The sequence below is a fragment of the Romboutsia sp. MSSM.1001216sp_RTP31141st1_G3_RTP31141_220114 genome (assembly GCF_039031195.1).
Lineage (GTDB): Bacteria > Bacillota > Clostridia > Peptostreptococcales > Peptostreptococcaceae > Romboutsia_C > Romboutsia_C hominis.
In genome coordinates this window covers 1-14,607 of the sequence record NZ_JBCIUO010000024.1, presented here as the reverse complement: position 1 = coordinate 14,607, position 14,607 = coordinate 1, and the positions used below count along the sequence as shown (strand labels likewise).

The 14,607-nt window shown below is 25.0% G+C and carries 10 protein-coding genes; 7 read left to right on the top strand and 3 right to left on the bottom strand.

The features are described 5' to 3' along the window. The first annotated feature begins 54 nt into the window (after positions 1 to 54). The 3 genes from ABCP60_RS14755 to ABCP60_RS14745 all read left to right on the top strand — a co-directional run bounded on the left by ABCP60_RS14755 (position 55) and on the right by ABCP60_RS14745 (position 4,557). On the top strand, positions 55 to 300 hold the full coding sequence (locus tag ABCP60_RS14755) for a DUF1413 domain-containing protein (protein WP_343102033.1): 246 nt from the start codon (positions 55 to 57) through the stop codon (positions 298 to 300). A gap of 1,155 nt (positions 301 to 1,455) precedes the next feature. After that, a complete protein-coding gene (locus ABCP60_RS14750) occupies positions 1,456 to 4,002 on the top strand; it encodes a cell wall-binding repeat-containing protein (RefSeq protein ID WP_343102032.1) in 2,547 nt (848 codons plus the stop codon). 213 nt (positions 4,003 to 4,215) lie between these two features. Then, a complete protein-coding gene (locus ABCP60_RS14745; RefSeq protein ID WP_343102031.1) occupies positions 4,216 to 4,557 on the top strand; it encodes a hypothetical protein in 342 nt (113 codons plus the stop codon). Between the two features lie 96 nt (positions 4,558 to 4,653). Here ABCP60_RS14745 and ABCP60_RS14740 read toward each other — a convergent pair whose 3' ends face one another. The 3 genes from ABCP60_RS14740 to ABCP60_RS14730 all read right to left on the bottom strand — a co-directional run bounded on the left by ABCP60_RS14740 (position 4,654) and on the right by ABCP60_RS14730 (position 8,594). Beyond that, positions 4,654 to 5,538 carry a LysR family transcriptional regulator gene (locus ABCP60_RS14740; RefSeq protein WP_343102030.1) on the bottom strand — a complete coding sequence of 295 codons (885 nt, stop codon included), beginning with the start codon at positions 5,536 to 5,538 and terminating at the stop codon, positions 4,654 to 4,656. Positions 5,539 to 5,617: 79 nt separating this feature from the next. Then, entirely contained in the window at positions 5,618 to 7,243 is a 1,626-nt protein-coding gene (locus tag ABCP60_RS14735) for an amidohydrolase (RefSeq protein ID WP_343102029.1), read from the bottom strand. A gap of 106 nt (positions 7,244 to 7,349) precedes the next feature. Then, positions 7,350 to 8,594: an MFS transporter gene (locus tag ABCP60_RS14730; protein WP_343102028.1), complete on the bottom strand. Its 1,245-nt coding sequence runs from the start codon at positions 8,592 to 8,594 to the stop codon at positions 7,350 to 7,352. A 522-nt stretch (positions 8,595 to 9,116) separates the two neighbouring features. Here ABCP60_RS14730 and ABCP60_RS14725 point away from each other — a divergent pair. The 4 genes from ABCP60_RS14725 (at position 9,117) to ABCP60_RS14710 (ending at position 14,366) form a co-directional block, all read left to right on the top strand. Further along, on the top strand, positions 9,117 to 11,240 hold the full coding sequence (locus tag ABCP60_RS14725; RefSeq protein ID WP_343102027.1) for a DEAD/DEAH box helicase family protein: 2,124 nt from the start codon (positions 9,117 to 9,119) through the stop codon (positions 11,238 to 11,240). A 448-nt stretch (positions 11,241 to 11,688) separates the two neighbouring features. Continuing rightward, complete coding sequence (locus tag ABCP60_RS14720) at positions 11,689 to 12,513, top strand: hypothetical protein (RefSeq protein WP_343102026.1); 825 nt, start codon at positions 11,689 to 11,691, stop codon at positions 12,511 to 12,513. A 241-nt stretch (positions 12,514 to 12,754) separates the two neighbouring features. After that, positions 12,755 to 13,972, top strand: a complete 1,218-nt coding sequence (gene mobV / locus ABCP60_RS14715; RefSeq protein WP_343102025.1) for a MobV family relaxase — start codon at positions 12,755 to 12,757, stop codon at positions 13,970 to 13,972. A 46-nt stretch (positions 13,973 to 14,018) separates the two neighbouring features. Then, positions 14,019 to 14,366, top strand: coding sequence for a hypothetical protein (locus tag ABCP60_RS14710; protein ID WP_343102024.1), 348 nt, complete (start codon positions 14,019 to 14,021; stop codon positions 14,364 to 14,366). Positions 14,367 to 14,607: the final 241 nt, after the last annotated feature.

Genomic DNA, 14,607 nt, shown 5'->3' with positions numbered 1-14,607 from the left:
AGATAATAGTAATCAATTAAAAATAAATAAGAGATAATAGATAAGGAGAACTTTATGAATGAGCTATTAGATAAGTGCATAAAAGAAACAAAATATATTCATGAAGGTGAAATTTTCATGGTAAAAGATTTATTCAAAGGCTATGAATGGAATAGATTGAGTTTAGGTGAAAAAAGAAATATCATTTTTCTTTTTAGAAATTATATTTATATAAATAGTTGCTTAAATATAATAAATGTAGATGAAGGAGCTAATAAGAAAAAAGAAAAATTGAAATTTAAAAAAGTAAATTTTCGTTAGCAAAAAATATTTGAAAGATTATTTATAAACAATATAATTATATAAAATAAAGATGAGTTCTTAATTAAACTCATCTTTGCTAAATGTATGTATTATGAATTAAAAAAAACTTCAATAACAAGTACATTATAGCATTTTATTTTTATTATTTGTATAAAAATTCTTCCTATTTTATATAACATTTTTACTAAAAAAAGAATGAGCCTAATAACAGCTCATCCTTTTTTAGTACGACAATACTATTTTGTTTAATGTGATAAAAACATAATTAAAGATAAAATACAAAAAGTTATAATTATATAATTTGACTTTATTTAAGAGTATAAAAAAGCTATATAACTATTTTTTAGTTATTATATTGCTTAATTATAACACTTTATTTTTATATTAATAATAAAAATAAAGTGTTATAATTTTATTAGATGAGGGTTTTCTGATTCATTAGTGCATATGTAAATAAAAAGATGAGTTTCTAATAGGACTCATCTTTTTATTTATACAGAGCTAATTTCTTATTAAAATTTATATTTATTGGTTTTAGTAGATGGATAATTATTCTAATATTAGTTTTTTAATCTCAATAATCACATATTATAAATACGATAAAATGCCACCAAATGGATACAAATTTTCGTTAAAAAAAATTATGAAAAAGTAATATTTAAAGATTTACACAATTAAAGTAAAAGGTAGAATAAATACAAGTAATACAAATATAAGTAAAGTAAAAGTAGTATAATAATTAACAAATTAAATAATGGCTAAGATTTAATAAATAAAGTTTCATGGAAAACTAAAAAAATGGAAAAGAGTGTATTTACTGAAATGTAGCAATTTCAATAGATACACTCTTTTATATGTATAACTAGTCCCTAAATCTGAATTTAAGTAATAGTTAGTTGTTATAGAGTGTAAAAGTCAATTTTTTATTATAAAAAATAAAGAATTAATTAATACCAGTTTCTTATTTTTTTCTATTTATACATTATATTTCTAAGCCATTTTATAGATATCAATTCCAATATATATTATTAATCTTTACGATAATATATATTTTATATGTTCAAACACTTTATTTGATTTTTATGTAAAATAATGTAAAATATTGTTAGATATTCAAAGAAATTGAAATTATAATTATTTGGAGGATAAATAATGAAAAAGAACATTATAGCAGGAGTTGTAACTACAGCATTACTTTGTCAGATAGCTCCGTTGAGTATATTTGCAGGTGAAATTAAAAGTTTAGGGGAAAAGCAAAGTATAGAACAAGTAAAAGACAATGAAACAAATAAAAATGAAAAAAATAGTAATAAGAATAATATCGAAGAAAAAGACAAATCTACTTTAAAAAACAATAATGAAAATATGAAAAGTTCTACAGTTATAAATATACCTGATCAAAATTTAAAAAAAGCATTAAATGAAAAGTTAAGTCAAGACAAAGATAATTCCATAACAAAAGGGCAATTGGAAAGTATTACAGGAGTACTTGATTTATCTAATAAAAATATAACAAATATTGAGGGGATTCAATATTGCTCTAACTTACAAAAATTAATATTGAATAATAATAATATAGTTGATATTACTCCATTAGATCATTTAAATGCTCCTAATCTAAAGGCTTTAAGATTAGAGAATAATAATATAGTTGATATTACTCCATTGTCTAACTTAAATGCACCAAAGCTATGGTATTTATATTTAAACGATAATAAAATAAATGATATTAGCCCATTAGCTAATGCTAACTTACCTGTTTTATTAGAACTGTATTTAGACAGGAATAAAATAAGTGATTTTAACCAATTAATTAATTTGAATTTTCCTAAATTAAAGGCTTTATCACTAAGTTCTACTGGTATGAATGATTTAAATATATTACCTAATTTAAATTTTCCTAATTTAGTCTCACTATGGTTAGAAGATAACAAAATAAATGATATTAGCCCATTAAGCAAGTTAAATTTACCTAATTTAACAAGACTTTGGCTGGCTAGCAATAATATAAGTGATATTAGCCCATTAAATAATTTAGTAGCTCCGAAGTTAGAAGCTATACGTTTGAATAATAATAGAATAAGTGATATTACGCCACTAAAAAACTTAAACATTGCAACATTGAAGAGATTAGAATTAGATAATCAAAATTTCACATATGATACAAAAGTGAGTAAAGGTAAATTTTTCTATATAGCAAATCCTCTTAAGGATGTAGATGGAAATGTATTAGTTCCAACTCTTGATAATGATGGGACATATGTTACTGATAATCCAGATTATCCAACAGGACTAATGAAATGGAATAACATAAACAAATTAGCTAAAGAACAAAATAAAAAAGAATATACTGCTAATGATTGTCCTATTGATTTAAAGAATTCTGATTCTGTTGATGTAACATATAAATTTAATAAAGAGTTTACAGCTGGAGCTTATAATACAAACGTAACATTTAATGGAACAGTACATCAACCAGTAACATATTATACTGGATTTAAACCTGAAATAAATGCTTCAGATATTATTATAAGAAAAGGAACACTTTTTAAAGATATGGATGGAGTGACAGCTACAGATAAAGTTGGAGAATTAGATGATAAAGGAAATTTAATTGATCCAAATGAAAAGCCTAAAGATATAACTGAAGATGTTAAAGTAATACAAAATGATGTTAATCCATATGAAGTAGGAACATATATAGTAAAATATGAAGTAACAGATGGTTGGGGTAATACTGTAACAAAGGAAAGAAAAGTTTCTGTTGCTGATACATTAAAAGTAGAAGAAATAGTTGGATCAGATAGATATAATACCGCAAATAAAATAAGTGATAAATGGACTAGAGCTGATAATGTTGTAATATCAAATTCAGATTCTATAGTAGATGCAATGACTGCGTCACCTTTTGCACATGCTAAAAATGCACCAGTATTATTAAGTAGTAAGAGTAGTTTAACTCCTGAAACAAAGGCATCTATAGCTAGATTACAAGCTAAAACAGTATATTTAATAGGTGGAGAAAACTCTTTAGATAAGAACTTAGAAAAAGAAATAAAAGATATGGGTGTTGATGTTGTAAGAATAGCAGGTAAAGATAGATTTGAAACTAGTCTAAATATAGCAAAAGAAGTAGATAATTTATCGGATGTATCTCAAGTAGCAGTAGTAAATGGACAAAAAGGATTACCAGATGCAATAAGCATAAGTTCTCCAGCAGCGATAAATAATATGCCAATTATATTATCTAATAATGAAGGTGATATACCTCAAGGTAAAGATTTTATAAAGTCAGAGAATTTATCAAAAGCATATGTAATTGGTGGAAATGGTACAGTTTCTGAAATGTTAAAGAATGAAGTATCTGATTTAATAAAGAATAAACCAGTTACAAGACTTGGAGGAAATGATAGAATAGAAACAAATCTATCAGTATTAAATGAATTCTATAAGTCTGGAGCTTTAGATAACTTATTTGTTGTAAAAGATGGAGCGAAAAGAGAAATAGATTTAGTAGATTCATTATCAGTTAGTAGCTTGGCAGCCAAGGAAAAATCACCTGTAATGATAGTAGGAGAGAATTTAACAACTGAACAAAGTGAATTTATAAAGAAAAAAGAATTTAATAAGCTAACAAGAGTTGGAGGTAATGGAAATGAAAATGCCTTCAATAAAATAGTTAAATTAGTTAAAAATTAAAATATGATAAAATAAAAAAATAAGGCTTATGCTAAGCCTTATTTTTTTATTTATCATACGATTTTTAAATATTATTAACTTTATTCTAAATATGGAACTAATCTTTAAACGTAAATTTTAGGGATAGTTAATTTTTGTAGATTATTAAAGTTAGATTTTGATATAATTATGATTCAAATTAATGTAAGTTTAGATATAGAAAGGTTGTATAAAATGAAAAATTCATCAATTATAATCAATAAAGAAAAATATGAGTCTTATTTTGATAAAAGAGTAAAGGATTATATTTTTTTACATGTAAAAATGATACTTTTAGGAATCGTAACTTTAGGATTAGCTTATCCATGGATAATTTGTATAAAGCAAAAAGCTACATGTAAACATACGGTTATTTGTGGAAAAAGACTTAAATTTATAGGAGATCCCAAAGAGTTGATAGGTCATTGGATTTTATGGTGGATATTAATAATAATAACATTTGGATTATATAGTTTAATTGTAAAAGTTAGATTTGAACAATGGATTATAGCAAATACAATATTTGAATATGTATAATATTAATAAATTTTATTTTAATATGTAGTAGTAAAAAAGCTATTAAAAAACATTTATTTGAATTTTAAGGGCTCTTTTACTACTATTATTTATTTTTCACATATCAAATTCTTCACAGAATCTTATAAAATAACTCATTATCTTAGAAATATGCTTATCCATATGAATAACCATATTTAAACTTCTTTCAATTTTTTTATCTACAAATTTATGTATTTTAATTTCTTCTAATTTTTCTTTTTGCTTTACAGCTATATAAGGAACACAACCTACTCCCATATTTAATTTAACATAATTTATAATAGCTTCTGTATTACTTAATTCTATAAAATTTTTATAAATTATTTCTTCATTATTTACAAATAAATCAAATGTCTGCCTTGCTCCACTTGATTTTTCTTTAATAATTAATTTAGTATTTTCTAATTCTTCTTTAGTTATGTATTTTTTATTTTTCCATTTATAATTATTACCACTTATAAATACCAATTCATCTTTCCATATTTCTTTTACAAAAAGTTCGTCTGATATTATATTTCCTTCTATAAGAGCTATATCTACTTTATTATGTAAAACTAAATATTCTATAGTATTCATATTATCTATTACTATTTCGACCTCTATATTTTCTGCAATTTCGTTAAACTTTTTAATTATATAAGGCATAACATATGTTCCTATAGTTGATGTTGCCCCTACCACTATTTTCCCGATATTATCTTTAGAAAAAGAATTAATTTCAATAATAGCTTCATCATAAAGATTTAATATTCTTCGTACATACTGAAAAAATATTTCACCTTCATGGGTCAAATAAAGCCTCTTACCTATTCTATCAAAAAGTTTTATATTAACTTCAGCCTCAAGCTCTGAAATATTTTTACTTATATTGGGTTGGCTTATATGGAGTTCTTTTGCCACTTTACTCATATTTAAACACTTTGCAGTCTCATAAAATATATTAAGCTTTCTTATATTCATATAATAATCTCTCCCTGTATAAAATAATAAAAGAGTTTAATCTAATATAGATTAAACTCTTTTATTATTTTATACAGATTTATTTCTTTTTGTAAATTACCTTTCCTTCTTTTATTGTTTCTAATATTTTTATATCTTTTAATTCATCTTTATTAACTTCTAATGGATTTCTATCTAAGATTACAAAGTCTGCAACCTTTCCTTCTTCAATAGAACCTTTAGTATCTTCTTCGAAGTATTGATAAGCACCATTTATTGTAACAGCTTTTATAGCATCCATTACAGAAATTCTTAAATTTTCTCCTAAGACTCTACCACCTAAAGTTCTTCTATTTACTGCATTATGTATTGCTAACATTTGATTTGGCATCTTTACTGGTGAATCTTGATGTAATGTAAAATTCATTCCTCTATCTAAAGCTGATTTAGCTGGACTAATTCTTTCAGCTCTTTCAGGTCCTAAAACAGATTCATAGTGATAATCTCCCCAAAAATAAATATGATCTAAGAAGAATGTTGGAAGTATTCCAAGTTCTTTCATTTCATCTAACTGATCTTCTCTTACTGTTTGGCAGTGTACCATCACTGGTCTTAAGTCAGTAGTATTTTCTGATACCGCTAACGCTTTTCTATAGCATCTTATAAATTGATCTGATGCAGCATCACCATTACAATGAACATTCACTTGTATATTGTTATCAATTAAAGACTTAAAGTAATCTATAACTACATCATCTTCTTGAGTTCCATATCCACAGTAATCTGAATTTTTTCCTTCTGGTACTTCATAGTATGGTTTTGTTAACCAAGCAGTTTTTCCTTGTGGAGAACCATCTAACCAAGTTTTTCCTCCTAATAATTTATAATGATTTATGTAATTTCTCTTAGGAGTACCTTCATTTTTTAATAACTTCATTGTAGTATGTTGAACTGCAAAACCAACAATATCAAGCATTAATACACCTGATTGTGCAGCACCTTGTAGTAATTTATTTATTCCTTCATCAACACTTGCATCTTGACATGTAGTTATACCAAATGAAGCATATATTTCTTGTGCTTTTTTAATACAATTCATAAGAGTTTCAAAAGATGGTGCTGGAATGCATTTTTTCTTTTCTGGGTCTAAGCAAGCATTTTCTTCTAAAATACCATTTGGTTCGTTGCTTCCTTCAATAGTTCTAACTATACCACCTTCTGGTACTTCATAATTTTCCCCAAAATATCCAAAAGCTTCTAAAGCCTTTGAGTTAACTACTGCTAAATGCCCTGATGCATGGCTTATAAATATCGGAGTAGTAGTACTTATTTTATCTAAATCGAATTTAGTAGGATGTTCTTCATTTTCATATTTAGTGTTATCATAACCAAATCCAATTAACCATTCTCCTTCTTTTGGAGGATTTTCAGTTATCTTCTTTTTTAATATATCAATAAATTCTTCCTTAGAGTTTGCTCCACTTAAATCATTTATTATTAAAGTTTGAGCTACTGCAACAATATGTCCATGTGGATCGATAAATCCTGGTAACATAGTTTTTCCTTCTAAATCTACTAGTTGTGTATTATCATCTTTTAATGATAATATTTCATCTTTAGTTCCAACTTTTTTAACTTGTCGATTTTCTACTATAACAGCTTCGGCTATAGGCATTTTATCATTTACAGTTAAAATTGTCCCATTATAATATATTATTTTTTTCATCCTATTTACCTCCAATAGTTACCTTTTTCTACAAGTAATACTTTTCAGTTGTTGCTAAAATATAATCAAAATATTATTATAAGTAATAAATTAAATGCAATTTAATTTATTTTGTATTACTAAACATTTGCTTAGATTTTATAATCGCATATCCATTTAAAGCGTATCCTACTAATCCTACAAATAAGAACATTAAAGATGCAGTTGATACTCCTAAGTTAGTAGATGTTACTGTAAATAATAATGGAGATATAGCACTACCTAAAGCATAGAACATACCTACTTTAGCAAATTTTTGAGTACCATCCTTATGTCCAAATACATCAGCAGGCATATATGCTGGACCTGATGTTAATGTAAAGATTGTTAATCCTGAGAAAACAGGTACTAAGTATCCTATTGAACTACCTTGAGGCATAAAAATCATTATTAATAATCCTAGCGTTACACCTGCACATGATATTATCATTGGCTTAAATGAACCTAATTTATCAAATAGTTTTCCTCCACCAACATTACCAACTAAACAAGCAATTCCATATGCAGATCCAGCCATTGCTACTCTTGAAGCTGAGAATCCTTTAGTAGTTAAAACTGGAATAGCTTGTGTTGCTAAAGTAACAGCTGCAAAACATATAAATAATGCACCTACGCAGAACATCCAGAAATATTTATTTTTCATATTTTCTTTATCTGATAGTCCTTCATAAGTTATTCTTTTAGTATTTGAATTAGAAGAAGGCTCTTCTATTACAATTTCATTTTCTTTAGGATATCTTATAAATAATATTGCTAAAGGAATACCTACGATAATAAGCATTGCACCTAAAATCATATAAGTTTTTTGCCAACCATAATTTCCAAGTAAGTTAACTACAACTTGTTGTAAAAATACGTTACCGATTGATCCTCCTGCTAAAGCTATACCTAATGCAGTACCTCTTCCTCCGCATGGGAACCAACGACTCATCATAATAGGTAGTGATAATCCAGTAAATAATAATGTACCAACTTGAGTGAAAAATGCACTTATATTAAACATTAATGCATTTTTTGCAAGTCCGTAAGAAGCAAAAGATATACCAGCAATAACTAAACCTGCTACATAAATATATTTAATTTTAAACTTATCATATAGTTTTGCTAATATAGGGTTAAATAAAACTGGTATTGTTCCCGAAAAGTATAACATTGTAAATGCTACTTCAGAAATAATCCCTGATTTTGATACTGGAACTTGCATTTGAGCTTGCAAGTTTTGCGATATACAATAGGGTACAGCTTGAATTAAAAAGCAAATAAATACTATAAAATATCTTTTATTATTTAAGTTTCTTTTGTTTTGTTCCATCTTTATCATTCCTAACCTTTCAAACTATTTCTTGTCATAACATATATGGATATTATAAATACTCTTAATTAATGAATAGCATTCATCTTATAATTGTGTTATTTTATAATATTCTACTTATAAGTAAAATTTTCATTTATTGCGCATTAGTAATTATACAGACTTTAAACTAATTCGTTAAATACTTTTTTTTCATATTATATATAAGTAAATATATATATATAAGCAAATATATATATATTTAATGAAAAAAGGGCTGTCTCACTAAATAGTTATTAAATAGCCCTTTTTTTAATTTACAATATGAGGTAATAGTTTTAAAAAGGCTAATCCAAAGCATTTTAAAAATCAAAAAAAGATTAGCTAAATTACATCAACTCATAAAATAAAATTTAAAGTTAAAAGATTGAAAATTTATGTAGTAAAATAATATAATATATAATAAAAAGTATTAACTAAAATATGGTTAATGCTTTTTTACTTTTATACATTGAAAATTTAATAAGAAAGGAAATACAGTAAATGGAACAAAAACTAGATAGACTGCTTCTTTCAATGAATGAAGAAATAAATCATTCTAGGTATGAAGCAAACGAAATCATTGAAGTTCAGAAGTATATATCTGAAAAAAACAGTGGTGTTTTAAATGCTATTGCTGGAGCAAAGTACGGTGAAACTCGTTTACTAATAGCTCCTACGGGTAGTGGAAAGAGTTGCTCCATTATAAATGCTTTAAAGACATTTAAATTAAAGTCTTTATTTGTTCTTCCTAATAGTGCTAATGTCCAACAAGCTATGAATGAATATGATATTCATGGAGCATATGATAATCTTTGCCCTAAAAATGCCCTTAAAAATGGAGATGTAGTTGTTATGACTTGGGACAAGGTCTCTCAACTAAAAGAAGAGGATTTATCGGAGCATATAATAGTTCTTGATGAGATACATCAAACATACACTGATACATACCGTAATAAGGCGATAAAAGGCTTGTACGACGTTTCTACTAGATGCAAAGGTAGAATAGATATAACGGCTACGCCTAACAAGTTAGACTTTGAAATATACGATTATATAACAGAGTATCATCAGAAAGAACAAACTGAATACAATGTAAAAATGTATGACTGTATAGACACTAAGGCTATTATAGATATTCTTAATAAATCAAATAATGGAGCTTTACTTATGAATGATACTAAAGAGCTTAAATATATCTCTAGTATGTTAAATAAAAAAAGTGACGTTATAACTGCTGACACTAAGGAACATAGCAAACTTTATGACAAGATAATGAGTTGTAGTAAAATGACTGGATATAAAGTAATATTGAACACAACAACTCTTGTTGCTGGAGTTAATATAAACAATCCAAAGATAACGGACATCATAGTTGTAGGTATAAAAGATATAGGAACTATTAAACAATATGTAGCAAGATTTAGAAACCTTAAAAAGGTAAATGTCCATATATTTAACAACTACAAAGAAGACTGCGAAATATATGATATTGAATGGCTATCAAATCAACATATGATAAGTGCTATTAATTTAGCTGATTCTTACAATAAAGAAAGTAAAAAAAATATACCATTCTCACCATTTGGAGTGAATTTTAGTCCTTTAAATATAGATACTAATGTATATTATAATAAACAAGAAAGTACTTATAAGGCAGATACTATATATGTAAAAAGTCAAACATATAAGCATTATTATAATTCAAGAACATTTGAAAGTTTCAAAGTTTTACTAGAAGAGTATTTCTATAACATAGAGTTGATATATGATTTAAAAATTGATGAAGAAATTAAAGAAGATAAAAATTCATATAAGAAAGAGTTAAAAGAATTACAAGAAGAAACAATTGAACAATTAGAGAAACATAAAGATATTCTTGTAGGTTATGATGAAATCAAAAAGAATAAGCGAAGTTACAATCTAATGGAATATCAAGAAGTAAATAACCTATCAATGGAGCAAGTTCAAAAAGATTATTTAAAACTTGGAATACATGACCTAATATTTAATAACTCTTTAAAATCAAAGATTAAATTATATAGTAAATATGTTTTAGAAGATTATTTTAGTACTGACATGGCTTGGAATATTGCTTTTATGGGAAATCGTAAAAGAGGAGGTATCTTTGCAAAAATAAATACTCTAATTTATAGAGAACTAAAAGAAGAACATCCTAATATATTTAAAAATGATAATACAATTGAAGTGAGAATGTATGAATGGCTTACCAACGAATTTAAAGAAGGAGTAAGTTATACTCAAGAACATTTAGAAATATTAGCTGAATCATTTAGAATAACATTTGGTGATAACTGGGCTTTTACATCTAAAAAACTTAGTGAAATACTTAATCAAATATATGTTGTAAGCTCCTCACAAATAAAAACAGTCAACCCAGTAGAAACTCTTTTTTATAGAAATATAATTCCTACTGCATTGACTAATAATAAAAAAACAAAAATAAATACTATCAAATCCAAAATAAAACTTTCTGACATAAAAAAGGAACTTGGTTGCACAAGCTCCAATTTAAGTTTAGATTTATCTATTAAAAAAAGAAAATCTAAATTACTAAACCAACTAGATGATGTTGAAAAAAAAATATTACTAGAAGGTATTTTCTAATTATTTAAATCTATAAAATTTTTTTATAAGTCTTAAACATAGGTGGAATTATGTTTAAGACTTTTTTATTTTTATTATTAAAAAAAGAACATAAAACTATACGTAAATACGTTAAGAAACTAATTTCTGTTCTTATATACACAAAGTATATATAAAAAAAATAAAAAAGTAAAGCATTCTATATATAGAATAACTTATTTTTTTTATTTTTTTTTAGACTAATTACTTATATTGTAAAAAAAAATTATTTCGTAAAACTCTTTAAAATCGTTCAAAGGTGTATATATTCATTTGAAACGACATTTTATATATTTGCTTTAGTTTTATTTTTTTCATAATGTTTTTTATTGTTCTTTAAAATTTTTTATGTTACATTTTTATAAAAAAAGTAAAAGATTTTATAGTAAAATTTTATTCCTTAATAATAAAATATAAAAAGGAGAATTTAATGAAAAAATATATAATACCAGGGGTTTTAATAGTATTTTCTGGAGTACTGATTTATCAAATATATAGCTTAACTATTATAAAAGAAGAATTAAAAAGTATAAAAAATATGAATACATCTCTACAAACAGAGGTAAATTCATTGAGTAGTAATCTAAGTGGGCAAATTCAATCTACATTATATGAAGAATTTGGAAAATCATATTTGACTAAAGATGTTATTTTTAAATTAAACAAAAACACAGATAAAGGATATTATTTAACACTTAGAGCTGAGTTAAGTGAAATAAAAGAAAATAATTCAAAAGTTTTATTTATGTATAAACCCATAAAGGCTAAGAAGTGGAATGAATTAGAATTAGAAAATATAGGAGAACTATCTTATGTAGGAGATTTTAATTTATCTTATGATGATAATTATGAATATAAAATTGTAATAAAAGGTAATAAAACTGAAAGTAGTGATGTTCAAGAGCTATCTAAATCTTTATTTGCACCTGAATTACCTGAAATGAGTTGGCAATATGATGATGATGGTATATATTTTAATGCTATTCCTAATTCTGATGAGGAACTATCAAGTGAAAATAAAATTAAAACTATTGAAGTTATAGTTAATGGTGAGAAAAAAACATACAAGTGTAAATATAGAGAAGAGCCTACATATGATTCTAATAATGAGATTATAGATAAATACAAATATTATGAAGTTAATATTCCGAAAGAAGATTATAATAAAAATATAAATTCTATAAAAGCAAAAATTACTTATGAAGATGGAACATTTATTATTGAGGATGTAACTAATAAAAAAAATCAACAATAAAAAAATCTAACAATATATATTGTTAGATTTTTTTATTGTTGATTTTTGATGTACTATCAAAATATAAATTATTTTTTATTTTGATTTCTTAATATTTTTAAGCTCCATGCAATGGCATATGACTTTACTGTTCAAGTAAAGTATAGTATGTTACACTTTTTATATAATACCACATATTTTGGTACAAACTTTGTGTAAAAATTGCACATAAATTTTTCATATATGAAAAGGGGGAAAAAAGATGAGCTATGCAATTTTTAGAACTGACAAAATGAAGTCGACTGTTCTTGATAAGTGCCAAAGGCACAATCAAAGAGAAAATAAATCTTATTCTAATAAAGATATAGATTTATTTAAAAGCAAATTCAATTATGAATTACATAATTCTCAAAATATAAATTATAGAGAAGAGATTGATAAAAAAATAAAAGAAAGATATAAAGGCAAAAAAGCTATTAGAAAAGATGCTATTTTAAATATTGAGTGCCTTGTAACATCTGATACAGATTTTTTTAATCGTATCGGAGAGTATGACACAGAAAGATATTTTAAAGAAGCTTATGAGTTTGCAAAAAAAGAATTTGGAGAAGAAAATATAAATTATGCAACTGTTCATATGGATGAAACAACTCCACACATGCACTTAGGAGTTACTCCATTAACCAAAGATGGACGTTTAAGTGCTAAGAACTGGCTAGATGGTAAAAAGAAACTTACAGAAATGCAAAATAGATTTCATAAGCATATAACAAGCAAAGGATTTGAATTGGAAAGAGGTATTTCTTCTGATGAAACTAACGCTAAGAATAAGAGAATAAAAGAGTTAAAAAAGGATTCTCAAAGAGAACTTGATATTTTAAAAGAACAAATTGAAGAAGCTAAAAGAGAGTTAGATACCATGTCTAACATATTTTTTAAAGACACATTATCTAGTTATGAAGTAGATAATATTAGTTATGAAAATGTATCTACTTTACTTGGAGGTATTGATTATAACTATGTTAAAATTAAGAAATCAGATTTTAATAACTTAAAGAAAATGGCTTCTAACGTATATGAAAAGTATGAGTTATATAAATCATCTATTGCTAGAGTTGAATTGCTAGAAAATAGCAATAAAGAGCTTAGACAAGCAAATGAAGAGTTGACTAAAGAAAAAGATTTTTATAAAAAGAGTCGTACTTCTTCAAGAAAAAGATATAATAAACTCCTAGAAGAGCTTAAAGAAAATCATAAGATTGATACTTTGAGAAAAGATTTATTAATTAAGGATATGACCCAATTTTTAAAAATGAATGAAATGTATATGGATTTTGAAATTTTTAAAGAAGATAAATTTAATAAAAGAATAGAATCAACTAAGCAAAAAAATATTAATAAAGGCAGAAGTCAAAAGGAGCTTAAAGAATTTGAAAGTGTTATAAAGTCTCTTAATAAAGATAATGAATTATCATTATAATATTGATGTTTCCATATGACACAAGGCTTATTATTAAGGAGGATATATGGCTTTTTTCAAGAAAATAATTGATTATGAAAAACTTTATATAGATGAATTAGATAAAAATAAAGACTTAGAAAATGAATGTTTTAAATTACAGGATACAGTTAATAAATTAAGTATTGAACTCTTAGAATTGCAATCAGAATTAAACAAATATAAATTTCACTGTAATGAATTAGAAAATAAATTGAAAAACAATACATTCATTACTAAAAAAGTTACTCCTAATATTAAGAATAAAGTTAAGCATATGGTTGCTTCTGGAATGACTTATAGAAATATAGCAAAGCAAATGGATATAAGCATAAAAACTATTTCAAGGATTATGAACGGCTATTATGATAAATAAGAAATACTCCTAGTAAAATTTTACTAGGAGTATTTCTTATTTATCATAATTATTTTTACCATTTTTATTTATTATCAATCCTATGTATTTATTGAATTAAAAATATAAAATTTTTATAATAAAATTTGGTTTATTTTATTTTTTCCTAAAGAATTATTTAATAAAGATAATAGTAATCAATTAAAAATAAATAAGAGATAATAGATAAGGAGAACTTTATGAATGAGCTATTAGATAAGTG

Bases quoted from the DNA above. Each gene is read 5' to 3' on its own strand.
- ABCP60_RS14755 (WP_343102033.1), top strand. From the start codon at position 55: ATGAATGAGCTATTAGATAAGTGCATAAAAGAAACAAAATATATTCAT.
- ABCP60_RS14750 (WP_343102032.1), top strand. From the start codon at position 1,456: ATGAAAAAGAACATTATAGCAGGAGTTGTAACTACAGCATTACTTTGT.
- ABCP60_RS14745 (WP_343102031.1), top strand. From the start codon at position 4,216: ATGAAAAATTCATCAATTATAATCAATAAAGAAAAATATGAGTCTTAT.
- ABCP60_RS14740 (WP_343102030.1), bottom strand. From the start codon at position 5,538: ATGAATATAAGAAAGCTTAATATATTTTATGAGACTGCAAAGTGTTTA.
- ABCP60_RS14735 (WP_343102029.1), bottom strand. From the start codon at position 7,243: ATGAAAAAAATAATATATTATAATGGGACAATTTTAACTGTAAATGAT.
- ABCP60_RS14730 (WP_343102028.1), bottom strand. From the start codon at position 8,594: ATGGAACAAAACAAAAGAAACTTAAATAATAAAAGATATTTTATAGTA.
- ABCP60_RS14725 (WP_343102027.1), top strand. From the start codon at position 9,117: ATGGAACAAAAACTAGATAGACTGCTTCTTTCAATGAATGAAGAAATA.
- ABCP60_RS14720 (WP_343102026.1), top strand. From the start codon at position 11,689: ATGAAAAAATATATAATACCAGGGGTTTTAATAGTATTTTCTGGAGTA.
- mobV (WP_343102025.1), top strand. From the start codon at position 12,755: ATGAGCTATGCAATTTTTAGAACTGACAAAATGAAGTCGACTGTTCTT.
- ABCP60_RS14710 (WP_343102024.1), top strand. From the start codon at position 14,019: ATGGCTTTTTTCAAGAAAATAATTGATTATGAAAAACTTTATATAGAT.